This is a genomic window from Pseudorhodoferax sp. Leaf265, assembly GCF_001422365.1.
GTDB lineage: Bacteria > Pseudomonadota > Gammaproteobacteria > Burkholderiales > Burkholderiaceae_C > Pseudorhodoferax.
In genome coordinates, this window is sequence record NZ_LMMT01000008.1 from 122,771 (window position 1) to 149,662 (window position 26,892).

At 65.6% G+C, this 26,892-nt stretch carries 21 protein-coding genes and 2 pseudogenes; 6 read left to right on the plus strand and 17 right to left on the minus strand.

Features of this window, described 5'->3' with window-relative positions:
* Positions 1–6: 6 nt before the first annotated feature.
* From ASF45_RS09630 to ASF45_RS09655, 6 genes are all read right to left on the minus strand, one after another.
* The gene (locus tag ASF45_RS09630) at positions 7–816 is read right to left on the minus strand and encodes a hypothetical protein (RefSeq protein WP_056660600.1); all 810 of its coding nucleotides are present in this window, start codon (positions 814–816) and stop codon (positions 7–9) included.
* 132 nt (positions 817–948) lie between these two features.
* Positions 949–1,311 carry a hypothetical protein gene (locus ASF45_RS09635; protein ID WP_056660602.1) on the minus strand — a complete coding sequence of 121 codons (363 nt, stop codon included), beginning with the start codon at positions 1,309–1,311 and terminating at the stop codon, positions 949–951.
* Between the two features lie 107 nt (positions 1,312–1,418).
* The gene (locus ASF45_RS09640) at positions 1,419–2,621 is read right to left on the minus strand and encodes a hybrid sensor histidine kinase/response regulator (protein WP_056660608.1); all 1,203 of its coding nucleotides are present in this window, start codon (positions 2,619–2,621) and stop codon (positions 1,419–1,421) included.
* On the minus strand, positions 2,618–3,220 hold the full coding sequence (locus tag ASF45_RS09645) for a chemotaxis protein CheB (RefSeq protein ID WP_056660611.1): 603 nt from the start codon (positions 3,218–3,220) through the stop codon (positions 2,618–2,620). Before ASF45_RS09645 ends, ASF45_RS09640 begins: the two co-directional genes overlap by 4 nt.
* A gap of 2 nt (positions 3,221–3,222) precedes the next feature.
* Entirely contained in the window at positions 3,223–4,044 is an 822-nt protein-coding gene (locus ASF45_RS09650; protein ID WP_056660614.1) for a protein-glutamate O-methyltransferase CheR, read from the minus strand.
* Between the two features lie 3 nt (positions 4,045–4,047).
* Positions 4,048–7,518: a response regulator gene (locus ASF45_RS09655; protein WP_056660618.1), complete on the minus strand. Its 3,471-nt coding sequence runs from the start codon at positions 7,516–7,518 to the stop codon at positions 4,048–4,050.
* Positions 7,519–7,755: 237 nt separating this feature from the next.
* Between ASF45_RS09655 and ASF45_RS09660 the strand changes: the two genes are divergently transcribed.
* On the plus strand, positions 7,756–8,829 hold the full coding sequence (locus tag ASF45_RS09660) for an adenylate/guanylate cyclase domain-containing protein (protein ID WP_056660621.1): 1,074 nt from the start codon (positions 7,756–7,758) through the stop codon (positions 8,827–8,829).
* 1 nt (position 8,830) lies between these two features.
* On the opposite strand, the gene ASF45_RS09665 is transcribed toward ASF45_RS09660, so the two are convergent.
* The 5 genes from ASF45_RS09665 to ASF45_RS35140 form a co-directional block, all read right to left on the minus strand.
* A complete protein-coding gene (locus ASF45_RS09665; RefSeq protein WP_056660627.1) occupies positions 8,831–9,451 on the minus strand; it encodes a chalcone isomerase family protein in 621 nt (206 codons plus the stop codon).
* A 32-nt stretch (positions 9,452–9,483) separates the two neighbouring features.
* Positions 9,484–10,206 carry a flagellar basal body L-ring protein FlgH gene (locus ASF45_RS09670; protein WP_063887625.1) on the minus strand — a complete coding sequence of 241 codons (723 nt, stop codon included), beginning with the start codon at positions 10,204–10,206 and terminating at the stop codon, positions 9,484–9,486.
* A complete protein-coding gene (locus ASF45_RS09675) occupies positions 10,187–10,819 on the minus strand; it encodes a cell division protein FtsI (RefSeq protein WP_156472923.1) in 633 nt (210 codons plus the stop codon). Before ASF45_RS09675 ends, ASF45_RS09670 begins: the two co-directional genes overlap by 20 nt.
* Positions 10,806–11,351, minus strand: coding sequence for a hypothetical protein (locus ASF45_RS09680; RefSeq protein ID WP_056660633.1), 546 nt, complete (start codon positions 11,349–11,351; stop codon positions 10,806–10,808). The genes ASF45_RS09675 and ASF45_RS09680 overlap by 14 nt, the downstream gene beginning before the upstream one ends.
* 100 nt (positions 11,352–11,451) lie before the next feature.
* Positions 11,452–11,850 carry a hypothetical protein gene (locus ASF45_RS35140; protein ID WP_156472924.1) on the minus strand — a complete coding sequence of 133 codons (399 nt, stop codon included), beginning with the start codon at positions 11,848–11,850 and terminating at the stop codon, positions 11,452–11,454.
* On the opposite strand from ASF45_RS35140, the gene ASF45_RS09685 reads away from it, so the two are divergent.
* Complete coding sequence (locus ASF45_RS09685; protein ID WP_056660636.1) at positions 11,844–12,578, plus strand: response regulator; 735 nt, start codon at positions 11,844–11,846, stop codon at positions 12,576–12,578. The two genes, ASF45_RS35140 and ASF45_RS09685, sit on opposite strands and share 7 nt — an antisense overlap.
* 20 nt (positions 12,579–12,598) lie before the next feature.
* Positions 12,599–14,077 carry a HAMP domain-containing sensor histidine kinase gene (locus ASF45_RS09690; RefSeq protein WP_056660640.1) on the plus strand — a complete coding sequence of 493 codons (1,479 nt, stop codon included), beginning with the start codon at positions 12,599–12,601 and terminating at the stop codon, positions 14,075–14,077.
* A gap of 1 nt (position 14,078) precedes the next feature.
* On the opposite strand, the pseudogene ASF45_RS09695 reads toward ASF45_RS09690, so the two are convergent.
* The 6 genes and pseudogenes from ASF45_RS09695 to ASF45_RS09710 all read right to left on the minus strand — a co-directional run.
* A pseudogene (locus ASF45_RS09695) lies at positions 14,079–14,657 on the minus strand (extracellular solute-binding protein); the annotation flags it as partial.
* Between the two features lie 128 nt (positions 14,658–14,785).
* On the minus strand, positions 14,786–16,189 hold the full coding sequence (locus tag ASF45_RS34405) for a TniQ family protein (protein ID WP_082550912.1): 1,404 nt from the start codon (positions 16,187–16,189) through the stop codon (positions 14,786–14,788).
* Between the two features lie 3 nt (positions 16,190–16,192).
* Entirely contained in the window at positions 16,193–17,491 is a 1,299-nt protein-coding gene (locus tag ASF45_RS09700) for an ATP-binding protein (RefSeq protein WP_235580864.1), read from the minus strand.
* Between the two features lie 76 nt (positions 17,492–17,567).
* Positions 17,568–20,339, minus strand: a complete 2,772-nt coding sequence (locus ASF45_RS09705) for a DDE-type integrase/transposase/recombinase (protein WP_082550914.1) — start codon at positions 20,337–20,339, stop codon at positions 17,568–17,570.
* A gap of 665 nt (positions 20,340–21,004) precedes the next feature.
* The gene (locus ASF45_RS35145; protein ID WP_156472926.1) at positions 21,005–21,247 is read right to left on the minus strand and encodes a hypothetical protein; all 243 of its coding nucleotides are present in this window, start codon (positions 21,245–21,247) and stop codon (positions 21,005–21,007) included.
* Positions 21,248–22,802: 1,555 nt separating this feature from the next.
* Complete coding sequence (locus ASF45_RS09710; protein WP_056660652.1) at positions 22,803–23,537, minus strand: SOS response-associated peptidase; 735 nt, start codon at positions 23,535–23,537, stop codon at positions 22,803–22,805.
* Between the two features lie 38 nt (positions 23,538–23,575).
* On the opposite strand from ASF45_RS09710, the gene ASF45_RS09715 reads away from it, so the two are divergent.
* From ASF45_RS09715 to ASF45_RS09730, 3 genes and pseudogenes are all read left to right on the plus strand, one after another.
* Positions 23,576–23,977: a LexA family transcriptional regulator gene (locus tag ASF45_RS09715; RefSeq protein ID WP_235580866.1), complete on the plus strand. Its 402-nt coding sequence runs from the start codon at positions 23,576–23,578 to the stop codon at positions 23,975–23,977.
* A gap of 7 nt (positions 23,978–23,984) precedes the next feature.
* Positions 23,985–25,285: pseudogene (locus ASF45_RS09720) on the plus strand (Y-family DNA polymerase).
* A 1,023-nt stretch (positions 25,286–26,308) separates the two neighbouring features.
* Positions 26,309–26,626 carry a hypothetical protein gene (locus ASF45_RS09730; RefSeq protein ID WP_156472927.1) on the plus strand — a complete coding sequence of 106 codons (318 nt, stop codon included), beginning with the start codon at positions 26,309–26,311 and terminating at the stop codon, positions 26,624–26,626.
* The last annotated feature ends 266 nt before the right edge of the window (positions 26,627–26,892 follow it).

The following is a 26,892-nucleotide window of genomic DNA, read 5'->3' on the forward strand; positions in this document are numbered from 1 at the left end:
GCCGCATCACTTGGTGCCGCTGGTCTTCCCGGGATCGCCCGCGCTGCCCGGCAGGTCGTTTTTCTGCCCGGCCTCCTGGCGGTTCTTGCGCCAGCTGTCGAACTCGTCGGAGAACTTCTTGTAGCGCTCGCCGCGCCAGGACTGGTAGTCGTCGTCCAGATTGCGCAGCTGCTGTTCACGCCATTGCTGGTAGTCGGGGTCGTGGTGCTGCTGCTGGCGGCCGCCCTGGTAGGAGCCGTAGCCCAGCTGGTCGCCGTAGCCACCGTAGGTCTGGCTGCCGGCGTAGGGGCCGGCATTGGAACGGTAGCCGCCTCCGCCGCCCTGGAAGCGTCCGTGGCCATAGCGGTCTTCGTCGCTGCCGTTGGCGCCGTCGTGCCGGCGCCAGTCCCGGCCCTCGTCGTAGCCGTGGTCGCCCTGGCGGTAGCTCTGGTTGCGGTAGCCCTGGTCTGCGCCGCCGTAACCGCCGTAGCCGCTGCTGTGGCGCTCGTCGCGGCTACCGTAGCCCTGGGGGCCCGGATTGCGCATGTAGCCGGGCCGGTTGTAGCCGGGGTCGGCCTGCCAGTCGCGCTGGTAGCCGCCGCTGGGGCCGCCATGCACATCGGGCGCGCTGGCGCGGCCGTAGCTGGCCTGGGCCGGATCGTGGCGGCGCAGGTCGCTGCCTTCGCGGCGTGCGCCCCAGTTGCGCGCATCGTGCCGGCTGTCCCCATCGTGTTCGCCGCCGTGCTGGCGTTGCTGGTCGGCGTATTGCCCCATCTGGTGGCGGTCGTTCTGTTGCCACGTGTCCTGCTGGTCGTAGCCTTGGTTGCGGTGTGCCATCGCTGCTTCGCTCCTGTGGATGGTTGCGGGAATCGGCAGTGCCTGCCGTGCTGTGCCTGTAGATTGCGACGCCGGCCGGGCCCTCGGGGCGGGGATCGGCGCCAAGCTCCGGTAGGACGCTTCCGACCGCTGTCAGCCTCCAGGCGTCGATGCGGCCGGCGCCGGTACCGAGGTGCCTGGCGCGCTGGCCGGTGGAATGGCCGGTGGGGCAGACGCCGGGTTGCCGGCCGGATCCGGCGTGGGCGCCGGCATGGTGCTGCCGGTGCCGCTGCTGCCTGCCGGCGTGTCCGTGCCAGGGCTCTTGCCGGTGCCGCCCGTGCTCTCGGGCACGCTGGGCACCGTGGTGGGCGTGCTGGCGCCGGCCGCGGGCGGATGGGCGCTGCTGCCGGCCACGCCGGGCGTTGGCGCTTCGTTGCGTTGGCAGGCCACGAGCAGCGTGAGCAGGGCGATGGCGCCGGCAGCGCGCAGCGCGCCGGGCCGAGGGCATCGAGGCATGGAAAGTCTCCAGCAGTGTGGTGTCACACCATGCTCGGGCCGACCGGGGCCGCGCGATGTAGGACATCCGCGCCGCGTGCTGCCGGCACGGGGCCGGCAGCGGCGGCCTACGGCAGCGTGCCCAGGCCGGGCGCCGCCGCCGCGGCCTGCGGCGCGCGCGGCAATGTGACGCCGAAGCGCGTGCGCCCTGCCGCTGACTCCACCTGCAGCTGCCCGCCATGCGCGCGCACGATCTCGCGCACGATGTACAGGCCCAGGCCCAGGCCTTCGTTGCGGCTGGCAGTGCGCCGCGAAGGCGCCTCCTCGGCGTGCGCGCGGCCGCTGCGGAAGGGGTCGAAGATGTGCGGCAGCACGTCGGCCGGGATCTCGCCACCGTTGTGCACCGACAGGCGCACTTCGGCGGCATGTCTGCCGTCCAGTTCCACCTGGACGGGTGCCTCGTCGCCGTGGCGCAGCGCGTTGCCGACCAGGTTGGACAGCACCTGCGTGAGCCGGTCTTCGTCCCAGTCGCCCTGCAGGTTGCCCTGCCGGTCCAGCAGCACCTGCTTGTCGGGCCGCGTGCTCTGGCGTTCCTGCACCACGCGCTCGGCCAGCACGCCGAGGTCGAAGCGCTCGCTGGCCATGGGCATGCCGCCGCCCTGGCGCGTGCGCGCGAGGTCCAGCATGTCCTCGATCATGCGGCCCATCCACTGGCCGCTGCGCAGCAGGCGCTGGGCCACGGTGCGCGTGGTCTCGTCGGGCCGGCGCAGCAACAGTTCGGCGGCCGTGGTGATGGCCGACAGCGGGCCCCGCAGGTCATGGCCCAGCACCGCCGTGAAGAGTTCGTGCAGGCGCAGCGTCTCGGTGCGTTCCTGCAGGTTGCGCGCCAGCTGCTGCTTTTGCCGGTAGAGCTGGAAGAACACGCCGGCCTTGCCGCACAGCACATGCGGTTCGACCGGCTTGTAGAGGAAGTCCACCGCGCCGGCCTCGTAGCCGCGGAACATGCGCTGTGCATCGCGCGTGCCGGCGGTCACGAAGATGATGGGCACATGGCGCGTGCGCTCCATGCCGCGCATCATCTCGGCCAGCTCGAAGCCGTCCATCTCGGGCATCTGCACGTCCACGAGCGCCAGCGCCACCTCATGGCGCAGCAGGAGTTCCAGCGCCTCGGTGCCCGAGCGGGCCTGCAGCACCTCCACCTCCTCGCTCTGCAGCAGCGCGGCGAGCGCGAGCAGGTTCTCGTCGAGGTCGTCGACGATCAGGCACTTGATGGGCTCCGGGCGCTCGGCCGGCTGCGCGTCGCGCGCGGCGAAGGGGCGGGGCGGGTTCATGCGGCGCTCCGTGTCTTGGACACCGCATCCAGCGTGCCCAGGAGCGTGGCCAGCGCGCGCAGCGGCAGCACGAAATCGGCCGGGCCGGTGGCCAGCGCGCATTCGGGCATCAGCGGCATCTGGGCATCGGCCGGGTCCTGCACGGCCGTGAGGCCGCCGGCCGCACGGATGCTGGCCAGGCCCTCTGCACCGTCCTGGTTGCCACCGGTCAGCACCATGCCCAGCAGGCGCGGGCCATAGAGCTCGGCGGCGGACTGGAACAGCACGTCGATGGCCGGGCGCGAGTAGTGCACGGGCGCATCCACCGACAGCGCCAGCCGGGGACCGGCGTCCAGCAGCAGGTGGTAGTCGGGCGGTGCGAAGTAGACGTTGCCAGGTTCAATGGGATGTTTGTCCTGCGCCTCCTGCAAGGGCACGGCGCAGCGCGGCGCGAAGATCTCCACCAGCAGGCTGTCGCGGTCGCGCGGCAGGTGCTGCACCACGAACACCGGCGCGCGCAGGCCGGCGGGCAGGGCGGGCAGCAGGATCGACAGCGCCTCGACACCGCCGGCCGAGGCACCGATCACGACGGCGTCCACACGTTGGGCCAGAGAGTCCATCGTCAATTGCTCTTCTGGTAGATGCGCTCTTCGCGCACGAATTCCGTGAACGCGTTGGCCGCTGCCGAGAAGCGCAGCGATTCCTTGCTGCCCAGTCCGAGGAAGCCCTTGCGGCACAGCGCGTCGCGGAACAGGCCGAGCGCACGGTCTTGCAGCGGTCGGTCGAAGTAGATCAGCACATTGCGGCAGGAGACCAGCTGCATCTCGGCGAACACCGAATCGGTGGCCAAGCTGTGGTCGGAGAAGACCACGTTGCGGCGCAGGCTCTTGTCGAACACCGCGCGGCCGTAGGCGGCCGTGTAGTAGTCCGACAGCGAGCTTTTGCCGCCGGCGCGCTGGTGGTTGAGCGTGAAGCCGGCGATGCGGTCGAGTTCGTAGACGCCGGCCTCGGCCTGCTGCAGCGCCTGCGGGTTGATGTCGGTGGCGTAGATCAGCGTGCGCTCCAGGAGGCCTTCCTCGCGCAGCAGGATGGCCAGCGAATAGACCTCCTCGCCGGTGCTGCAGCCGGCCACCCAGACCTTGAGCGAGGGGTAGGTGCGCAGCAGCGGCACCACCTCGCGCCTGAGCGCGAGGAAGTAGTCCGGGTCGCGGAACATCTCGCTGACCTGCACCGTGAGGTAGTCCAGCAGCGCGGGGAAGAAGTCGCTCTGGTGCAGCACCTTGTCCTGCAGCTGCGACAGCGAGGTGCAGGAAAAGCGCCCCATCGCGGTCTTGAGCCGACGCCGCAGCGAAGCCTGCGCGTAGCCGCGGAAGTCGAAGTGCCAGCGCAGGTAGATGGCGTCCACGAGCAGGCCCATCTCGATGTCGAAGGTGCGGTCGGACATGGCTCACTTCGGCATCCAGACGCGCAGGAGCGAGAGCAGGCGCTCCACGTCCAGCGGCTTGGCGATGTAGTCGTTGGCACCGGCGGCCAGGCATTTCTCCTGGTCGTCGCGCATGGCCTTGGCGGTGAGCGCGATGATGGGCAGCTTCTTCCATGCGGGCTGCTTGCGGATCTCGCGCATGGCGGTCAGCCCGTCCATTTCCGGCATCATGATGTCCATCAGCACCAGGTCGATTTGGGCCTCGGCGTCGGCCTTGTCGGCGCGCGTGCGTTCCAGCGCGGCCAAGGCTTCCAGGCCGTTGCGCGCCAGCGTGATCTGCGCACCCTTGGGCTCCAGCACGCTGGTCAGCGCGAAGATGTTGCGCACATCGTCTTCCACCACGAGGATGCGGCGGCCCTCCAGCGTGGCATCGCGGTCGCGCGCCAGTCGCAGCAGGCGCTGGGCCTCGGCCGGCAGCTGCGCTTCCACCTGGTGCAGGAACAGCGTGACCTCGTCGAGCAGCCGCTCGGGCGAGCGCGCGTCCTTGATGATGATGGACTTGGAGAAGCGGCGCAGCTGCTGCTCCTCGGCATGCGTGAGCGAGCGGCCGGTGTAGACGATCACGGGCGGGAAGGCCGTGCCCTCCTGCGCGGCCATCTGCTCCAGCAGCTCGTAGCCGGACAGGTCGGGCAGGTTCAGGTCCATGATCATGCAGTCGAAGGTCTGCTCGGCCAGCGCGCGCAGCGCGGCGGCGGCGTCGGCCGCCGCGCGGATCTCCACGTCGGGTCCGGCCAGCAGCTGGCCGATGCTCTCGCGCTGGCGCGCATCGTCCTCGACCACCAGCACGCGGCGGATGCCTTGCGAGATCTTGGCCTCCAGCCGCTGCAGCGCCTCCACCAGCTGGCTGCGCTTGACGGGCTTCAGGTCGTAGCCGATGGCGCCGCGCTCCAGCGCCTCCTGCGTGTAGTCGGCCACCGAGACCACGTGCACCGGGATGTGGCGCGTGCGCGCGTCGTGCTTGAGCTGGTCCAGCACCCCGAGGCCCGAATGGTCGGGCAGGTTCATGTCCAGCAGCACGGCGCTGGGGCGGTACTGCAGCGCGGCGGCCAGGCCGTCGGCGGCACTGTGCGTGAGCACGCACTGGAAGTGCATCTCGTGCGCCAGGTCGCGCAGGATGGCGGCGAAGCGCTGGTCGTCCTCGATCACGAGGATCAGCCGCGCACCGGGACGCAGCGCGTCGCGGTCGTCCTCCAGCACCTGGGGCGCGGTGACGGCGGCCGGTGGGGGCACCGACGCGGGCGACGGTGCGATGCTGCGCTGCACGCGTTGCGGTGCCACGGCCGGCACGGGGGCGGGCAAGCCGGCGGACTCGTCGGCCTGGCGCGGCACGTAGCGCGCCGGCAGCGCCAGCGTGAAGGTGCTGCCCGCGCCGGCCTGGCTCTGCACCGTCAGCGTGCCGCCCAGCAGATGGGCGAGGTCGCGCGAGATCGACAGGCCCAGGCCGGTGCCGCCGTAGCGCCGGTGCGTGCTGCCGTCGGCCTGGCGGAAGGCCTCGAAGATGAGCCCCTGCTGCTCCGGCGCGATGCCGATGCCGGTGTCGCGCACCGCCAGCTGCACGCCGCCGTCCGGGCCGGCGGCCAGCAGCAGCTCGACCGTGCCGCTGGGCGTGAACTTGATGGCGTTGGACAGCAGGTTCTTGAGGATCTGGCCCAGCCGCTGCGCATCGGTCACGATCTGGCGCGGCGCATCGGGGGCGATGTCGACCGACAGGCGCAGGCCCTTTTGCCCGGCGGCGGGCTGCAGGCTCTTGGCCAGGCCCTCGAGCAGGCCGGCCAGGCGCACGGTCTCGGCATGCACCTCGACCTTGCCGGCCTCGATCTTGGACAGGTCCAGGATGTCGTTGATCAAGGTCAGCAGGTCGTTGCCGGCCGAGGAGATGGTCTGCGCGTACTTGATCTGCTCGTCCGTGAGGTTGCCGCTCTTGTTGTCGGCCAGCAGCTTGGCCAGGATCAGCGTGGAGTTCAGCGGCGTGCGCAGCTCGTGGCTCATGTTGGCCAGGAACTCGCTCTTGTACTGGTTGGAGCGCTCCAGCTCGGCCGCCTTGGTGCTCAGCACGTCCTGCGACTGCTGCAGCTCGTCCTTCTGCGCCTGCAGCTGCTGGGCCTGTTCTTCCAGCTGGGCGTTGCTCTGCTCCAGTTCGCTCTGCTGCACCTCCAGCTGGGCCTGCGACTCGCGCAGCGCGCGGCCCTGTTCTTCCAGCTCCTCGTTGGACACGCGCAGTTCTTCCTGCTGGGCTTGCAGTTCCTCGGCCTGGCGCTGGGTTTCCTCCAGCAGCTCCTCCAGCCGGGTGCGGTCGTGCGAGGTGCGCACGGCGATCGCCAGCGTCTCGGACATGTGCTCGAGCAACTGCCCGTCCACCGGCTCCAGCTTGCGCGTGAACCCCAGCTCGAGCACGGCGCGCACGCGGCCGTCCACCTGGGCCGGTGCCACCAGCAACTCGCGCGGATCGGCGCTGCCCAGCGTGGAGTTGACCGGCAGGTAGCCGGCCGGAACGTCGGTCACGCGCAGCGTGCGCCGCTCCTTGGCGGCCTGGCCCAGCAGGCCGTCGCCGGGCCGCACCTGGGCACTGCCGGCCGGCGCGGCGAACGCGGCGAGCCGGCGGAAGCTGCCGTCGCGCTCGGCCAGGTACAGCGCGCCGACCTGCGCATCCAGGTAGCTGGCCAGGTAGCTGAGCACGTTCTCGCCCAGCGTCTCCAGACGGTGTTCGCCCTGCACGCGCTCGGCCAGCCCGGCCTGGCCGGCCCGCAGCCAGACCAGGTCTTCGCGCAGGCGGTGCTCGCGCACCGCGATGCCGGCCGACACCAGGATCAGCACCAGCAGCGTGGCCGCGCCGCCGCCTTGCACGCGCGAGGAATAGTCCACCGCCTGCTGCCAGGCGGCCTGGCGTTCGGTGCGCCGAGCCACTTCCTCGCGCAGGGCTTCGTCGGCCAGCGTGCGCAGGCCATCCATGGCGTCCTTGCCGCGGTCGCTGACCACGATGGCCAGTGCCCCCGGACCGTCGCCCGCGCGGCGCAGCGCAATGGTCTGGGCGAGTTCCTCCAGCTTGAGGTCGGCATAGCGCTGCAGCCGCTGCATGCGCTCGAGCTGCGACGGGTTGTCGGCCAGCAGCTGGCGCAGCTGCTGGAAGGTGGCTGTCAGGTTGACGCGCGCGTCCGTGTAGGGACGCAGATAGGGCTCCTGCCCGGTGATCAGGAAGCCGCGCTGGCCGGTCTCGGCGTCCTTCATGTGCGAGAGCAGCGCGTTGATCTGCTCGATCACGCGCGTGGCCTGGGTCACGCGGTCTGCCGTTGTGGCCCGGTTCTCCATGGCCTGGAAGGAGAACCAGGCAATGGCGGCGACGGCGGCGATTGCGACGCCGAAGCCGACCAGGCTGGCCAGCGGCAGGGGCCAGCGCGAGCGCTTGCGGGCCGTGGAAGGGGCGGGGGGCGTGTTCACGGCCGCTGCCGGGTGCGGCCGCAGGGGGCGCGCATGGCGTGGCGTGGCGGGGCGGGGGCGTGGAACATGGGCATGAGGAGCGGGATTCTAGAAACCGACACGCCGCCTTCCTGTAGGAGCAGTCCTATGCGCTTGTCGGAAAGCAGCGGGGCAGGGCTCCCGGCCTGCCGAATGGCCCTGCAATGCGCCCTCTATACTGCGCCGCCGCCCCATTGCCCATTGCAAGGACCACCCGCCATGACCTCAGCAGAACAACACCCCGCGCTGGCCGCCGTGCTGGCCGTGCTGGCGCGTGAAACCCAGGCGCCGGTGGCGCCTGCGGTACAGGCGGAGCTCGCCACCATCCTGGCGGCGCGCCGCGATGTGCCGGCCGAACTGGCGGTCGACCAGCGCGAGGTCACCATCCTCGTGGCCGACCTGCGCGGCTTCACGGCGCTGACGGCCACGCAGCCGGCCGGCACCATCGTGACCATGCTGAACCTGTGCCTGTCCCGGCTGTCCGAGGTGGTGTTCCGCTACGAGGGCGTGATCGACAAGTTCAACGGCGATTCGCTGACGGTGCTGTTCGGCGCGCCCACCGCGCGCGAGGACGACGTGCTGCGCGCGCTGTGCTGCGCGGTGGAGATGCAGCTGGCCATGCGCGACTTGAACAACCACTACCTGCGCCGCCAGATGCCCGAGCTGCACCTGGGCATCGGCGTGAACACGGGCATGGTGATGGCCGGGCGCTTCGGCAGCCAGGCCTATTCGGAATACGCCGTGATCGGCAACCAGGTCAGCCTGGCCTCGCGCATCGAATCCTTCAGCCTGCGCGGGCAGGTGCTGATCAGCGAGAACACCTACGCGCGCTGCAACGGCGTGGCCTCGGCCACCGAGCCCAAGGAAGTCTTCGTGGCCGGCAAGAGCCTGCCCGTCAAGGTGCGCGAGCTGATTGCCATCGCGTCGCGGCGCCTGAAGGTGCCGCGCCAGGAGTTCCGCCGCAGCCACCGCGTGGAAGTGCGCGTGCCCTGCAGCATGCGCCGGCTCGACAACGAGCAGCCCGTGGGCGAGCCGCAGCGCGCGTTGATCCGCGATGTGGGCTACCACGGCCTGCTGCTCGAGCTGGAGCGCCCGGTGGCCGTGCAGGACGAGGTGGCGCTGGCCTTCGACCTGACGCTGGTGGACTACCAGGTGAACGACGTGCGCGCCCGCGTGACCAAGGTCAAGCGCGAGGAAGGCCGGCTGCTGGCCGGTCTGGAGTTCACGCACATCGGCGTGGAGACCAACGCCAAGATCCAGATGTTCGTGCAGCTGCTGGTGGGCGCGGGCTGACCTACAGCCGCGCCTCGCGCACGTCCGCCGAACCCCCGCCCAGCAGCTTCGCCTTGAGCGCGGGGTCGGTCGGCTTCTCGCCCAGCCAGACCATCAACAGCGCGTTGTAGACGGCCCGGTTGCGCATCGGTGCCGTAAGCGGCTTGCGGTTGAGCGCCACCACGGCGCCGATGCCGGGCAGCCAGTCCAGTGTGAGCACGTCGCCGCGGCGCAGGCCGCCCGGCTGCCGGCCGATCGCGTCGGCCAGCGCGACCAGTTGCTGGAGCACCTCGGGACTCGTGAAGCGCTCGGGCGACAGGTCGCTCATGACGGCCTCGGAGAAGTCGTCGCCGCTGATGTCGCGCAGCGGCAGGATGGTCATGCGGCGCGGCCCGTCGGTGGCCAGCACCGCATCGGTGTGCTGCGTGCGGTCGGGCAGGTACAGGCCCATGGCATAGACCTTGAACACCAGCCGCTTGGCGATGCCCGCGCCATTGAGTTTGAGGTTCTGGCCGCCGACCTGGGTCGATTCCTCCAGTGCCACCTCGCCCAGGTCGACCGCCGGCAGCGCCGGCAGGCAGGCAATGGCGCCGGCTGTGGCGCAGGCGGTGGCCAGGAATCTGCGGATGAGTCGCTTGGTCATGCTGTGCTCCTCGGGAAATGTCTGCGAACGACCTACCAGACCGACAGCGTGCTGGTCAGCACGCGCTGCAGCCAGCTGCGCGAGGCCGCCTCGGAGATGTCGCCCTTGCCGCCCACCTCCACGCGCGCCTGCGCCACGTCGACCGAGGCCACGACGTTGCCGTCGCGCAGGTCCTTGGGGTCGACGATGCCGGAGAAGCGCAGCATGGTGTAGTCGCCACGCACCAGCACGCTGCGCTCGCCGGCCACCAGCAGGTTGCCGTTGGGCAGCACGTTGATGACCGAGGCCGCCAGCTGGCCCGAGAAGCTGCTGGTGTTCTCGGCGCTGCCGCTGCCCTTGTACGAATCGCTGCCCGAGGCCGTGACGTCCAGGTTCAGGATGCCCTTCAGGATGCTCCAGGTGTCCTCGCCGGTGCCGGGGCCCTTGCTCGCCACGGCGTTCTCGCGGCTGGTGCTGTTGGCGATCTTGTTGCTGCTGGCCAGGTTCTCGGCAATGTCGACCTTGAGCGTGTCGCCGATGCGGCGCGGCTTGGCGCGGCCCGCGTACGAGAACACCATGGGCTGGCCCAACTGGTAGATCGCGCCGTTGTTGACGCGCTCCACGTTCGGTGGCTTGGGCAGGGGCGGCGCGTAGCTGGGCTGCACCGGCACCGCGGGCGGGGTCTGGAACAGCGCACAGCCGGGCAGGGCCAGCGCGGTGGCGAGCAAGGCGGCCCAAGCCGGGCGGCACGCCGGCTCAGCAGTTGTTCGGGGCATTCGGGAACTCCTCTTTCGCGCGCTGCGCGACGTTCAGGCATTTGTAGAAGCCGACGTTCTCCGCGCCGGTGACCAGGGCCGTCACGACGGGCGCGATCTTCTGGCGCGTCGTGGCCCATTTGTCGGTGCGCAGGCCGTCGGCCATCACGTAGTGGCTGGACGAGAGCACCTGGCCCTCGCTGGTGCGCAGCGTGAGCGCGGCGGCGGTGATGTAGGGGCGCGGCAGCGGCGTCAGCGGCTGCGTGTCCCATTCGATCCAGGCCGCGTAGTGCAGCCAGACCTTGCAGCCGGGCACCTGCTGCAGGTCCTCGAAGACGCGGCTGTCCACGCGGTGGCTGCGCAGCGACTGCTGCAGCGCGGGCACCATGTCGGCGACCTCGGCCTGCGGGTTGAAGGCGATGCACAGCTCGCGCACCGGCGCATGCGGGTGGTAGACGGTGTGGCTGGCCTCGCTGTCGGCGCGCTCCAGCGCCAGGCTGGCCACGGCGCCCGCGCCCTTGACGACCTCCCACGCCGGCCAGGGGCTGATGATGCTGCAGCCGCCCGACAAGGCCGCCGCCACGGCGCCGAGCGCCAGCACCGTGCGTCGCAGCCGTTTTTCAGATGATTTCATCGATGCCCCGGCTCACGACGTTGGCGGCCATGGCCGCGTACAGGCCGATCTGGCCGGCGGTGGAGCTGATGCCGCCGACCACGCTGGAGGCCGCGTCGCCGACGGCGTCGGCCGCGTCGGATGCGGCGTCGCCCACGGCCTCGACGGCATCACCGAGTGCCGTACCCACACCGCTGACGAACGATGCGACCGTGTCATAGGCGGCCACGCCCGCGTCGGCAACCGCTTCGATGGCGTCCTCGCCTGCGTCCCAGACGGATTCGAGTCCGTCCTGCACCGCCTGGACCACGGAGGTGCCGCCGTCGACCACGCTGGCGGCCGTGCTGGCCACACCGCGCACGGCGCTGGAGGCGGCGGTGCCCGCGTTCTGGACTTCCTTGCCCAGGCGTTCGAGCCCCTGCGCGCTCAGCGACACGACCGTGCTGGCGGCGGCTGCGGCCGGCTTGGCGCTGGCGAGCTGGCTGCCGACGCGCTGCACCGCCTGGGCCGCGGTCGCCAGGCCTGTCGCCGTGGCCGATGTGATGGGATTCATCCGGTACTCCTTGGTCGAGTGGTTTGAAGTGGATGAATCCTAGAGGGCGTGGCTGATTTTCTTTCCTGAATAAGGGGTGTGAATCATCGTCAATAGGGGATTATCGTTTGACGTGATGTTTCGTCATATTCTGTTGATTTAGATTATTTTGAAGAATGTTGATTTCAAATGATTTACACAAATGTTTTGTGATTTTGCGTGATGGATTGTTTTGGAGATTATTCGAGTCCGCATTGAGCGCGAAGACGATGCCGTTCGGTGCTGTTTCGAATGCGCTGGAATGTGCTGCATCCGATGTCCGGATGAGATTGGTGATGCCGTGTGATGCCGCGGTGCCGATGGCATGCGGCGTCACACAACAGCGAAGCCGCTTCACCGAGTGGACAAGCGGGGCGGCGAAGATGCGGGCGGCGCTGGCGTGCCCCCGCGAAAATCCGCTGTCGCGGGCCCAGCCGCATGTCCGCTCGAACAACCACAACCCAGATCCAAGCCATGCCATCCGTGGAGTCCGCCAAGCCCTTCCATGCCTACATCGTCGAGGACGACGACGCGTTGCGCGACATGCTGTGCGCCTACCTGGGCCGCCACGGCCTGGAGGTGACCAGCATGCGCAGCGCCGAAGAGCTGCTGCAGCGCATGCACCGCCAGCGACCCGACCTGATCGTGCTGGACGTGGGCCTGCCCGGCATGTCGGGCCTGCAGGCCTGCCAGCGCATGCGCGCCGAGGGCGACCGCGTGCCCATCATCCTGCTGACGGCCTTCAGCGAGGAGGTCGACCGCATCATCGGCCTGGAGATGGGCGCCGACGACTACCTGGGCAAGCCCTTCTCGGCGCGCGAGCTGCTCGCGCGCATCAACGCCGTGATGCGGCGCGCCTCGTTCATCCCGGGCGCGCCGATCGAGGCGCGCCGCACCGTGCGCGTGGGCCCCTTCCTGTTCGCGCTGGATTCGCGCAGCCTGCACCGCGGCGAGGAGGTGCGCGTGCTCAACACCGTGGAATACGCGCTGCTGGCCGAGCTCACGGCCAACCCCTCGGTGCCGGTCTCGCGCGAACGCCTGTTGGCCGTCTCGCACAGCCGCGGCGACGAGGTCATGCTGCGCGCCGTGGACGCCGCCATCATGCGGCTGCGCAAGCTGATCGAGCCCGAGCCGGCCTCGCCGCGCTTCATCCAGACCGTGCGCAGCCACGGCTACATGTTCGTGCCCATGGACGCATTGCTGGCCTGAAGGCTGCGCGTTCGCCCGCCATGCTCTTCGCCATGCGCCGCCGCCCGTTCTCCATCGTCCGGCGCCTGACCATCCTGGTGGTGGCGGTCAGCCTGGTGATGCTGTGCCTGAACGCCTACCTGGTGCTGCGCACGACCCAGCCCATGGCCGGGCAACTGGCCAGCACGCTGGCGCGCAGCATCCTGCTCGTGCGCACGGCGCTGCAGCAGGCACCGGCCAGCCAGCGCGACGCCCTGGCCAAGGCCTTGCGCTTCGGCGGCCTGCTGGTGCACCGGGCCTCGGCCGCGCCGCCCTACGCACAGGGGCAGCCGCCGTTCGACCCCTTGCCCTGGTTCGGCCAGCCGCCGTCGCGCGGCATGCCGCCGATGTTCGGTCCGCCGCCACCGCGGCCGGGCATGTGGCCGGACGGCGCGTCGCCACCGCGCGAAGGCCGGCCCTGGCCCGGGCCCCTGCGCGAGGGGCCGCCGCCCGCGCGCCTGGATTGGGCCGAGCAGCTGCGCAGCAAGCTCGATTTCCACATCACCATGACCTGGCTGCATCCAGCACAGGCGGGGCCGGCGCTGCTGCGCGTGGGCTTCACCGTCGACCAGGACCCCTGGGTGGTCGACCTGGCCGGCGGCGGGCGCCCGCCCATGGCGCCGTTGCTGCTGGCCCTGCTGCTCATGGTGGGGGTGGGGGTGACGGCGGCGGCGGCCACGGTGGCCGGTGTGCGCTGGATCACGCGGCCGATGGCGCGCCTGGCCGACGAGGTGGCGGCGCGCCAGCGCGAGCTGCGGCCGATCGACCAGGCCAGGCCGGTGGCGGCCGAACTGCGGCCGCTGGTGGAGGCCTTCAACGGCCTGGTGGGCGCGGTGACCGCGGCCGACGCCACGCGCCAGCAGTTGCTGGCCGGCCTGTCGCACGACCTGCGCACGCCGCTGGCGCGGCTGCGCCTGCGCATGGAGTGCATGTGCCCGGACGACCAGCTGGAAAGCATGGAGCACGACTTCCAGGCGCTGGCCCACATCGTCGACCAGTTCCTGGCCTATGCCCAGGGCGAGGCCGACGTGGCGCCCGGCTCGCCTGAGCCGCTGGGCGTGCTGGCCCAGCGTGTCGCGCGCAGCCATGGCGAAGGCAAGGTGCAGGTCGAGATCGAGGACCCGGCGGCCGGCGAACTGCTGGTGCCCGACATCGCGCTGCACCGCGTGCTGAGCAACCTGATCGACAACGCCGCCGCCCATGGCGAGGCGCCCATCGTGCTGCGCATCCGCAGCGTGGCGCGCGAGTGCCAGCTGCTGGTGCTCGACGGCGGCGCCGGCATCGGCGCCGAGCGCTTCGAGGAGGCACAGCAACCCTTCGTTCGGCTGCAGCCCGGGCGCGTGGGCATCGGCCACTGCGGCCTGGGCCTGGCCATCGTGGCGCAGATCGCGCGGCGCCTGCACGGCCGCGTGTTCCTGCACGCGTTCGACGGCCAGCAGTCCGGCGTGGGCATCGCCTTGCCGTATCCCGCGCACATCTGAACTACTTCGGCAGCGCCTCCACCTCTTTGGTCCAGCGGTCGATCAGCCGCTTGCGCTCGGCCGACTTGCCGTACTTCTCGAAGTCGTACTTGATGAGCTTGACGCTGTCGACCGCCGGGATGCGCGGGTCGGGCTTGAAGGTTCGGTTGGCCGGCGTCTGGTAGCTGCCCACCGTGGCGCCGATGGCCTGGCCGGCCGGGCCCATGAGCCAGTCGTAGTACTTCTGCGCGTTGGCCTTGTTGCGCGCACCCTTCACGAGCGCGATGCCGCCGATCTCGTAGCTCGTGCCTTCGCAGGGCGCGGCCGTCTTCACGGGGTACTTGTCGAGCTTCCACTTCTCGAAGTTGAAGGCGAAGGTCACGCCGATCGCCACCTCGCCCTTGGCCACGTTGGGCGCCTGGGCCTGGCCGCTGCGCGTGTACTGGGTCACGTTGCGGTGCAGCTTCTTCAGGTAGTCGAAGGCCGCGTCCTCGCCCATCTGCTGCACCAGGCCCGCGATCACGGTGTAGGCCGTGCCGCTGGAGGCCGGGTGCGAGATCTCGATCTCGCCCTTGTACTGAGGCTTGACGAGGTCGGCCCAGCTGTGAAGTTAGCCACAACGCCGCCGCAATTTCCTTAAGTGGGTTATTTCAACTTCGGCGCAGATGTGGTTCACTGAAGTGCACAAAAAAAAGACGCTTGAAAAAGCGTCTTGAGAGTACCGGGGTGCTATCGCCTGACGTCATCGGATGGCGGAGGCAGGGTGGCTTGAATGTGGCTCAACATCGCTCGGACCCTCTCTGTGACGTCTAGTGGAAATCCGTAGTGCTGGGAAAGCCGATCGGGGTCCGATCGCGCAAGCGCCAAGAAGATCTGGGACCTCCTTTGTGAAGGTGTCCAGACTCCTTCGTCCTCTGCGGATGCGTTCTTGAGCGACAGCGTTTTCTCTGAGTTTCGTAGTCTCGTGATCATCACGTGTGCGTGGCCAATGGCAGCGTCCCACCTGGCGTCCCGGCTCCTGATACGAAGCGCGACTCCTCTTCGAGACAACATGCTGTATGCCTCAGGGTCCGCGCGACGCAGCATGTTGCGGTCCACTTGTAGCTCTCGCGCTACCTCCGCCACGATCTTTCGTTCGGAGTTGAGGGCGTCTCGAACCGCCGCTGCGAGGTCGGCGGTCACTAGCTTTCGCTTGCTTTTGCGCGGCAAGTTGATCGTTCTGCCGGGCTGGCCGTCCACGCGCGCGAAGTCGCCGCGAGCGAATTCCTGGGCTGAAACACCAAGCACAACGCATAGTGCGAGAACCGTTCCCAGGGCGAGTCTTGCGTCGTCGTGATTGAGCCATCGACCCAAAATCGACTTCGAAATGTTCGCGCTACGTGCGATCGCGGCGTAGCCGCCATTGATTCGAGCGGACGCCTCCCTCAGAGATCTCTTCGTCGCAGAGGCCGATGATTGCTCATCAATCGGATGCGCGGCGAAGAAATCCCTGCACAAAAGGGCCAGATCGATTTGCTCGCCGCTCGCTGTATTGTCTGCGTTGTGGCAGTGATAGCCCACCGACGCGCACATTCCGCAGACACCGTAGAGCTTGACGGGCCGATACGGGGAGCCGGGATGGCATGCGCGTTTTGGACAGGTGCCAACATCCGTCAGCGCCTCGCGATGAACGGGGCAGCAAGTGACGCTTGAAAGTCGCCAAATTAGCCGCCCGAATGCCGTGCGGCCCGCACTCAGATCTTCTCGGATGCAGGACAGGCACACGCGATCGCGTTCCGTGATCAGGCCTTGTGTTCCGACGAGGTGCCTCAGCGCCAGACCGGTGCCGCGGTGCAGATCACGCGCCCCTGTCAACGACGAAAGCAGACCCGAAAAGTCCAACGCCGTTCGCGAGTTTCCGAGAATCATCGCTCCCGAATGTCCAAGCTGTGTGGCGTTTGGAACTCGTCCAAACATGGCCAAGAATGAAGGATTTAGGCAACCCTCCTCAAGCTTCTTTGGAGTCACTCGGTGTGCAAACGCGAGTCTCAGCAGGTAGCTGAACAGGGACTCTGGGTCCCCGGCGTCGGTGCGAAGTAGCTGCAGGCCATACAGCGCCGTTGGCTTTCGGAAAGCTTTAAACAGATTTTCCATGGCTCATCCCTTCGTCACCAGCGCAGCGAACATCATGTCCAGTTGCTCGCCGCAGTACTCGCTGTCCCCATAACTCAAGCCATTGAGGAGGCTCTCGCCCTTCGCGGTTTCTTCTTCAAGCTTGCGCAGCGCTTTCTTCGCTTTGAACGTTTTCTTCAACATCGCAACCGTCAGTGTCTTGCTCGACGAGTGAAGTTGCAAGGCGGCAAGACGCAGCAATGCAAGCTTCAGCAATCCCACAGATCCGAGCGATTGGCGCATCCAGTCGTACCATACCGCTTGAAGGTTCGGAACCTGCTCGGCCGGCCACAACTGTTCGAACGAAGCGAGCGCAGCCTTGAACGCAACTTGATCTTCGGTCAGCTTTTCGCCCTCGCCGGGCCGCTCGCCAACCACATAACGACGATAGTGAACGATTTCTCCCCTTCGGGTGACTTGCCCGTAGTTGGAAACAAGTTCGGCGATGTCGTACGTGCCGATCAAGAGAAGCTTGACGTTGCCGACATCTGAAAGGCTTTTGATGCTGTCCATGATGGCAGCGTGGCCTCGGAATCGCAGCAGATGGAACACTTCGTCCAGGATGAGTACTCGTACGTTTCGGTTCTCCAACACGGGCTCGAGCCGCTCCCGAAGGCCCCAGACGGTGTTGTCCTTCCTAGACGTGTAGCGCAGTTCCACCGTGTCGGCCTTGCTAACATAGATTTTCTTTTCAAGCAGCACTTCGTGCAAAGCTTCGTTGATGCGTCGGTAGAGTGCTTTCCAGCTGACCGAATGCTCGCCGTTTGCTGGCACTTTCACGTAGACCACCGGCACCTCATGAGCAGGCGCATCGTGGTACATCTTCGCGAGCAGCGGCACGATTTGTTGAGCGATCGTGGTTTTTCCGATGCCGGTCATGCCAACGAGCGAGATGATGTTGACTTCGTTGGTTGGCTCCAAAAGTTCCTTCAAGTCTGCGTTCACACGCAGCGCGTTGGCGTGCTTCACCTGCTTCAGATAGAACCAGCGAAGTCGGAGTGGCGTGGGCAGATGCAGCGCCTGGTCGCGGCCAAGCTTACGAAGGTCGGCATCAAACTGCAGCTGTTCCGACTGACAGGCAGATTGCACAGCGTTGTCGATGGCTGTTGCCTTCAAAGCATTCGCACTGGGTGAGTGCGTTGTGGATGCTCCGACCGGCTGTTTGAATTCGATCGGCGCCGCAGACGGGTAGAGGTGGCGCGTAGCTGGTGCGGACGGAGGCGCGTAAACCGAGGGAAGCGGCTGTGCGATCTTGAGTGTGGAGGTGGGCGGATGCTGGTTCATGTTGGTCGTGGAATTGGACGTTGCGGGATGCAAAGAGGGATTTGCCATGAGGTTCTCCAGTTAGAAAAGCAACGGGTCAGTGCCACCCGTCGGCGTCAAGACCGTCGGAATCAAGCGAAGGGGGTGGCTCGTACGAACCCGCGAACGGCGGCGGCGTCGGCCCCGGAATGACGATCGTGTTGGAACTCTCGGGAGTCACGACGGTGGATGTCGCTGCTGCGTCGATCGTGTGCGGTACGGCATCCGGCAGCGCCAAGGTGAGCCCGTATTGGGTGTAGAGATGAAGCATCTCGGCTTGCTGGCAACTGAGGCGCTCGTCAAATTCCAACGGCTCACGGATTTGCTCGTGGGCTTCTGCGCTTTCGAGCGACAGTGCGTTCTTGTTGGCGTCCTTGTTTGCTTTGCGCTTCTCGGCGCGCAACGCAATCTCCACCTCGCGGCGCGTGCGATTGCCCAGCCAGCGCGCGTTAGATGCGGTCGCTGTGACCCAGCGTTTTCCGATGCAGACGTACACGACCCGGTGAAGCCACGGCTCGACCCGAACTTCGAGCTTTGATTTTTCAGGGAGGCCCCTGAAGTCCGAATGGTTGAACCACAAGCCCCCGACCCAAACTCCCCTTTGCGGATCGAGTCGGTGAAGACGCCTATGCGGATGCGGAGACGTCATCAACATCAAGTTCTCGTCGTAACGCACGAGCATGTGCTCGCGTGTGCCGGTCTCTTGCATGCGCATCGCTTCGTAGTCACGCGGTGTCATGCCGAGCGCAGGTGATACCTCGTTGGGACGAATTTCAAACAGGAACTGTTCAGCGGCGCGGTGAAATGCGGTCAACGTCCAGGAGGCCAAGTTGAAGCCGTTAACAGGCGCCGTGACCAGGCGAGGGTCACGCAGTTGCCGCGTGTTGCCCTCCAACTGAGCGATAAAACCTGTCTCGATGGCAAGAAAGGCGCGTTCGACGGGCGAGCCCGATCTGGGCATGCCAGGGGACCGATAGCGGATTTCGATGTTGAACAGGCTGCAGAAGAACGTGAACTCGGCGGAGTGAAACTCCTTCCCGTTGTCGACCACGATCGTCTTCGGCAGACGCCCCCACCGTCGCACGTAATCTCGCATGAGGAGCAGTACGAGTCGCGCCGTTGGCGGGTCGTAAGACGAAATCACGGCGCGACATGATGTGGTACATGCATCGATTCCGATCGTGAGTGTCGGCTTACCAAGGGGTGTTCCGTTTGGTGAGATCGTGGCAAGCGTGGCGATGGTGTGATCGATATGCAAAACCTCGTGAGGCCGCACCCCATGTACCGGATAGGCATTGTCCAAAGAGGTGACGATCCGGGATTTCTGGTATCGCATGCGATTTCCTTGCCGCTTTCCGATGTCCGCGCGCTTCTTGCTTTCTCGGCAGAATTTCGTGTAGGAAGCAGGAATCTGCGGATCGGGACGCCCATCTTCAGCAACGTGCTTTTCGCAGCTGATGATGTATGGCTTGTAAGCTGCCTTAATCTTGGGCATTGCCGGTGTATTGAACCGCTTGTCGATCGCTTTGTGCATCAATTCGATGGTGGTTTCGGAAAGGCGCGGACTGAAGTTGCCGCGCTCGGCCTGCCGATCCGTAAGGGCAATCAGCGCTTCCAGCGGGTTCTTCGCAAACTGCGTTTTCGCGCGATACAACCTGAGTTGGCGTTCCGAGTACCCGGACTCGGCCGGGTTCTCGAGGGCCTTCAATCGCTTCATTGCGCGTGCGAGTTCGCGGTCCGAGTAGTCAGAAAGTTGGCGTTCATCGGACTTCGAACTCAATGCGTCGGTCGCCAGCTGCCCAGCTTGGTGCAAGTTCTGCAAGGCTGCCAGCGGAAGAGTCGACTCCACTCCCGAGTCGTTGCGAACGAGCACGTCGCGTTCGCCCACCAACACAACGTGGTATTTGACGCCTTGGTATTTGAGCAGTCCGCCCACTCGAATCCAGGCGCGTCCAGGGACGGGTACCACGTTTTGAAGCGAAGTGTTTTGGACAAATTGATGAGCTTCGAACGTAGCCCTGTCGGAGTACAAGAAGAGTTCGCTCGTTGCGTCGATCAGTTGCGTCGTCAAGTCGACGTAGACATCTTTGCTGATCAACGATTTGTAGACGTCATCGCTTTCGAAGCCAGCTCCAAGCAACTGCCGCATTTCGACGAAGCGCTCGGCTCTGACAAAATTTGCGATGTCTTCAGCCTTATGTCGTTCGAGCGGCTTAGCCTCCTCTTTCGCATAGTCCTCCAGAAAGCGTAGGTTTCGCACCAGCACTGACGGAATGCTGCTGTTGTCGATGATTGCATGGCGAATTCCCAGTGCTGCAAATGCTTCGTCAGCCGCGCGATAGTGCCAAGACATGTCGTGTTCATCCAAATAAAACTGAAATGGATTTTTCAGAGACGCATCCGACAAAGCGACGAGATCACGAACTTGTTGCGATATGACTTCCGTCTCGGTCACAACAAGGAGGTCGTTGGTGTAACGAGTCCTAGACTGCACGCGCCCAGCTGCATCTTTGATTTCCAGCGAGACCGTGGGGGGCTGGGCAAAAAAGGCAATGACCTTTGGGTCGGCATCTGCCAACACGGCGAGCGGCCACTCGCCGCTGCGCGACTCCAAAAAGATCTGATGATTGAGCTTGGTGCTTTTGAATCTCGTACGGATGTTTCCTCGCTTTCCCTGCACCAGCCGAGCAGGGCCCTGCATTGCCTGCTGCACGTGTTCGCGACACGCTTGGCTTGCGCGCATAGAAAACAATGCGGAATTGACGCGTTCGGCGACGATATGATCGACGGCTGCGGGATTGCTGTTGTTGGACCAGTTGTTGTTTGACATGATTTCTTTCTAGATCGGATGCGCTCAAGATGCGCGGTAGTTAGGGCGCGTCTCGATTTGAGAGGGCCTCGGTGGGGTCGGTGGGATGAGTTCAGAGAGACTACGGGAATAAGTAAGCTCAATCAAAGCAGTGTCAAACTCCTCGAGAACTTCCGCGGCCTTACGGGGCGAACGGTGCGGCATCGAATTGACGTCTTTCACAGGCGGAGAAATTGGCGGGTGCGAGTTAAGTCTCACGTCGGGTCGCTTGAAGATACGCATAGCTTCCCTTTCAATGAAAAAAACGAGGGCGGGTGCTCGATGAGAATCGGTATTCGATCGCGCCGGATTCTTCCGAGATGGAAATATCGAAATCCGTCGACGGGATACGTGGGGCTTTCGCTTTCGGTCTTGTCGCGGAGGCTTTGGAAAGTCTCGGTTGCGTAGTTTTCGGCCTTGGCGGCGTTGAATGGCGCAACCGCGAAGCGACATAAAGGACCGGAGTTTCTGCAGCCTCAGCGGTGCGGCTAGGACAGATCAGTGGAAAGGCTGGCCTAGGCAGTGCGGGGCTATAGCCGCGGAGAGGAAGGTTCATTGGAATACTCCTTGTTGAGTTGGTTGGTCATGCGGCGGCTCCACTCGCAGGACGAGCCTGCGAGCGACGCTTTGCTTAACCTGGGTTTTTGCTAGGGCGCCTGAACGCGCGAGCTGACCGCCTCGGCGTTTTCGCACGCCATGGACATCAAGTGCGGATCTGTCGAGGCCTGAATCGGATCGCACTTGCGTCGAGCAGTGCGAACGCCAGTTTGGTTGAGAAAAGGAAGGACGACCGGCTTATCAAGGGTCAATGACGAAGGTTTTTTGGCCGGTGTGGCGAAAAGCTTGGCGGCTTGGCGATGATGCCGTTTATTAGGGAGCGTGACGAACATGCAATATTCTCCAGGTGATCAAAAAAACTGGACCGAAAAGCCGTTAGGCAAACCAATCCCATTGACACCCGGGGAAAATCCGCGCATAATGAAGGCGCTTTCAATGAACTGGGTGTCTCTGGTTAAAGAAGCGTGATCGATTTGCCTCGGCGTTCGGTCCGGCGGCTCGAACGAGGCTAGCTCATTTCAATTCCTTTCTATGTTGAGTCGTGTTGATGTTGATGGGTGAAAGCGGCCGGTCCGGTTTGGGCCGGCCTTTTTTTTGGGCCAGAGCGAAGCAAAAGACGATGAATCGCCGCTACCAAGGTTCTGGCTTGGGCTCAATGTACTGTGAATTCTGGGGACTGTGTGGCCGATTCGGCTTTTCGGCGGAGTTTTGCCCTCAGTTTTTGTCGTTAAGACTTCCCACGCGTTCAAAGCTTCTGATGAGCTTTTCGCTGGGGGAGCGCAGGTTCAAGCGGGCGTAAGGTTATTCATTTGGGCTAGCCACTCAGAAAGTGCTTAAATATCGAGAGGACGGGGTTAATTCGTAAGTGATTGATTCTCGTGGGTTAAGAGTCCGTTCGTATAATCGACGGAATGCTTGAAAAAATTTGGTAATGCCAAAACGTTATCTATAACGAGGGGCCGAGCGTCTTGCTGCTCGCGCTCGATTGCCGGCCTTTACCCGCGCTGTCGGTCAATGTTGTAACTGGACAACGGGTGATGTCCGCCGCGCGACGTCGTTCCCATTGCTTTGCGCCGGAAAGTCGTTTTGGCTAGCTGTTAGGAAATTGATGATGCGGTTGGTCAATGTCAGATACAGCTAATTTGCGCTCACTCCCCTTTTTGCATGTGACCGCGCTGGCTCGATGTCGGATGCTCATTGATCCGACCCAGCAGATGATGATGCGGTGACCAGTATGGGCGGCTGAAATTGGGGCAGGCCCGAAGTAAGTGGAGAACACTCAATTGGGCGCGTGCGAGCTTCCCGCTGCAGATGGAATGTGTAAGGCGTGAGTTCAAGCTTGTTTCGTTCGACTGAACTTTCTAGCTTGAACGGTATGACGCATAGAGCGGAGCAGGACCATCGCCGCAGGCGTTGGTCACGCTCGTCGCCAGGGGTCGAGAGAACGCGGGCCGTGGTTGAATGACGGCTGAACCCGATGGGAAGTCCCGAGTTCTCAGTTAACCGCAAAGCGCGGTGACATGAAAATGAAGGCCTAACGTGCGCCGTCCACGTGCGCGGCTGGCCTCAATGGCTGAGCCGCGATCCGTGAATGCGACGCTTCTGCGGAAGGGCTCAATCAGATTTCGGGCCGTTTGGACAACTTATTGTGAAAGAAGCGACAGGTTGCACACTTTGCGAAAGGATACAGATCTTGCGTGGTATTGGCTGTCGGGCATCGATGCCCGACAGTCGAACCTGACTTACAGATACGCCCCAGGCGCGTCGCAGCGGGCCGCCAAGGTGTCGCCATCGCTCACCCCACCACGAGGCACACCCGGGCCTGCGCGAACGCCTGGGCCCCGGGGCATGCCATGACAGCCGCCGCCAGGATCTGTCGGCAGGCCTTCACGCTGGCGGCCGAGCGCGCTTGGCGGCGGGCGGGATAGGCGCAGCCACTGCCACCAGCAGTTCCGCTGGGTACTGCTGCATGAAGTCCGTGGAGCGCTCGGGCGGCGCGTCCAGCCAGGCGTCGTACTGGTGCTCGTGCAGGATCACGACCATCCGCTTCTCGTCGTCCGGCTTGTGGAAGTTCTTCATCAGCGCGTGGTTGTCGGCATTGACTGTCAGCATGGTGAAGCTGCGCAAGACGGGGCCGTCCGGCGCTCGCCAACCCGTCCACAGTCCCGCGATGCCCATGGGCTTGCCGTCGGCACGGCTGATGCGCGTGGGCACCGCCTTGCCGCTGCGCCAGTCTGGCTCGTAGATCGCCTCGGCCGGGATGAGGCAGTGCTGCCCGCGGCGCCAGGCATCGCGAAAACTCGGCTTCTCGCGCACGGTCTCTGACCTGGCGTTGTACGTGCGCCGTGCGGCCACCAACGCCGCCTTGGCGTCGAGCGCCTTGGTCCAGTGCGGGACCAGCCCAAACGCACCGCCAGCTGCCTCGCGTGCCGGCAACGCGTCGTCGCCGCTCCCCCATTCCTTGGGCCGGCGGATAACGATCGACTCGTAGCCCGGCCACACGTCGAACTTGACGCCGGCCGGCATGATGACGCCGAAATGTTCGGCCAGCCGCTTCGGATCGGAGACGCCTTCGTAGTGAGAACACGTGGCGAGATCGTACGGCGCCCGCCTACACTGGATGTGTAAACAGTGTTGATCTGCCCTGCTATCCCATCCTGTTGGTCGGCACCCCGGTGCTGCTGCCGCTGGCCGGGTGCGGCGTGCAGGCCGGGTTCCCGTCGCCGGCCGACGACTTTCTGGTGCAGCGGATCGACCTCACGCGCGAGCTGATCACCCATCCGCAGGCGACCTTCCTGCTGCGCGTGTCGGGCGAGAGCATGCGGGACGCCGGGATTTTCAATGGCGACATGCTGGTGGTGGACAAGGCCGTCAAGCCCCGGCATGGGCATGTGGTGGTCGCGGTCGTGGACGGCGAATTTACGGTCAAGTTCCTGTACCAGCGTGCCGGCCGCATCAAGCTTCGGCCGGCGAATCCTACCTTCCCCGAGATCACGCCGCGCGAGGGACAGACCATGGAGGTCTGGGGCGTGGTCACGGCCAGCATCAAGCGCTTCACGTGAGGCCGCCATGTATGCGCTGGTGGACGGGAACAACTTCTATGTGAGCTGCGAGCGGGTGTTCCGGCCCAGCCTGCAGGGCCGGCCCGTGGTGGTGCTGTCCAACAACGACGGTTGCGCCATCGCCCGGTCGAACGAGGCCAAGGCCCTGGGCATCAAGATGGGCGCGCCCTGGTTCCAGATCCGCCACCTGGAGGACGCCGAGGGACTGGTGGCACTGTCGGCCAACTTCACGCTGTACGGCGACATGAGCGACCGCATGATGAGCCTGGCCGCCGGGCTCGGGCCGACGCAGGAGATTTACAGCATCGACGAAAGCTTCATCGGCATGGCCGGCGTGCGCGGCGACCTGGTCGAGCGCGGCCGCCGCGTGCGCGCGCGCATCCTGGCCTGGACCGGCGTGCCGTGCGGCGTCGGCATCGGCAGCACCAAGACGCTGGCCAAGCTCGCGAACCACATTGCCAAGACCGCAGAGCGCAAGCCCTGCTCGTACCCGCCCGATCTGGCCCAGGTCTGCAACCTGGCGGCGCTGCCTGTGGCGGGCTTGCACGCAGTGCTGGATGCCACCGAGGTCGGCGAGGTCTGGGGTGTGGGCCGCAAGATCGGCGCGGCGTTGCAGGAGGCCGGCGTGCGCACGGTGCTGGACCTGGTGCGCAGCGACCCGGCCACGATCCGGCGCCGCTGGGGCGTGATGCTGGAGCGCACGGTGCGCGAGCTGCGGGGCATGCCGTGTGTGGGCCTGGACGACGCACCGGCCCCGAAGAAAGAGATCGCCTGTACGCGATCTTTCGGCCGGCCGATGACGGACATCGAACCGCTCATCGAGGCCGTGAGCGAGTTTGCCGGGCGTGCGGCAGAGAAGCTGCGCAAGCAGGACGGGCATGCGGGGCAGGTGCTGGTGTTCGCGCACACCTCGCCCCATCGGCCCGGGCCGCGGTTCCATCGCAGCGTGTTGTGCCGCTGCGCCGGCCGACCGCGGACACGCCCGCCCTGGTGCGCGCCGCGGTGGCCGGGCTGCACCAGATCTTCGAGTCGGGCTACGAGCTGATCAAGGCCGGCGTGATGTTGCTGGACCTGACGCCGGCCAGCCGCATCCAACACGAGCTGGACCTGGAGGACGATGCCACCGACCCGACGCGCGCGCGGCTGATGTCGGCCATGGACGCATTGAACGGGCGATATGGCAAGGGCACCGTGCACGCAGCCAGCACTGGTGTCAACGACCACCGCCGCGAGTGGGGCATGCGACAGGAGCGCAGGACGCCGAACTACACCACCGACTGGCGCGAAGTGCCGGTGGCTCGGGCGTAGGGCGTACGTGCGTGCACCTCCCTGGCGCCTATGCTGAGCATCCATTACCGGCGACCGTGAGGGCATGGACATGGGAACAGAAATCGCGGCGTTGACGTTTCAACAAGCTGTGGACGCCGGCCTTTATCTGGCCAGGCGTCATCCCGTGGACCACAAGAGGCTCGTGCCGATCCTCGCTGGCGAGCACGCATTCATGTCCGCGCAGGGAGCGGACGCCGGCCCGCCGGCACGCCGCCATGGTTGAGCGGCTCAGTGAATTGACGGAGCGCATGGCTGCCAGCCCCTGAGGTTCGCGGGCTCGTAGCCTGGGTCGCGCTCCAGTGCGCCCGCTCGGCAGCGCAGCCGCATGAGGCACCCAGCAACGCCAATACGGCCGCGTTCGAATGGATCGGCTGGTGTCACCGACTAGGCCAAGGCAATGCCGTTCAGATGCGCGTGCGGATCATCAGAGCGCCGCAACTGACCATCGGCCAGCGCGCGCTCGCAAGGGCACGGGTCAGCGACGTGATCCTCCGCGAACCGAAGACCTCAGACGCTGCACTCGTTTCCCACTACGCCAGTCCGGCTCGCGACCGCTCCTGTGGGCGCGCCGATGGAAAGAAGTTCTGCAGTTGGCCAGCATTCGACGGCGCGCCGCCGGTGGGCGTGCACCCTAGATTCATCTTCACCAGGGGCCCGTTCCGACACACCCGGCCTACGGCCATCGACGCTTCGACTACGCATACTTCGGCCCCACATGGACTCGACTTTCGGATGATAGTGCAATGAGTTCGGGCGATCTCAAGCGGCGCTTGCACACCGAGGTCAACGGCTGGGATGCGGCCAAGCCAGGTCTTCCCAATGCGTCTTCGACGGGGTAGGCTTGTTGCACCACGCACGAATCTCTGTCCATCACCTCGATGTATGCCCACGGAAGTTCGTCCATCTAAGCGCCGCTCGGACCTGTACGTGTCCGCTGCCCAATCGACTGCGCTGCTGCGGTCCGGCATGCAGCACCGCCGCGATCGGCTGGAAGCCGCAGACATGATCACCATCGACGCGGCAGCCGTGCTTGCAGGAACAAGCGGCGTGACGATGCACGCTTGGATCAACGCGGGGCGCTGCATTGGCGTTTCGAACCTTCGCAGTGGCTTCAAGTTGCCACGCTGGCAGTTCGAGCCCGGCATCTGGCAGCTGCTACAGCGATTGGCCAAGTGTCTGGGGACGAATGACGGCTGGCAGTTGCTCTCTTTCATGGAAACGCCTTCCATGGCCCTAGAGGGCACGACTCCACGCACGGCACTGGAGCAAGGACTTCCAGGTGACCGCATCTTGGCGCTGGCAACGGCTCAGGCTCATTGAACGATTGCTTGAGAAACAGGAAAGCCGATGCCACCGTCGCGACACCACGATGTTGCCCTCCATGCAGGCGCAGATTCCGTTCGGGTCGAGTGGTTACGCCAGGGCCTGCTCGTCAACTCCGGCGAGTTGAGCCACGCCTGGGGAACGAGTCTTCGGGCGTTCAACCAGTCATGCGCGCGCAACGCTCTGTTCCGTCTGGAGATCGGTAAGGACCACCTATACCCCGCCGTCTTTGCGCACCTTCCTGCGGAGTCCGTGGAGCGCAT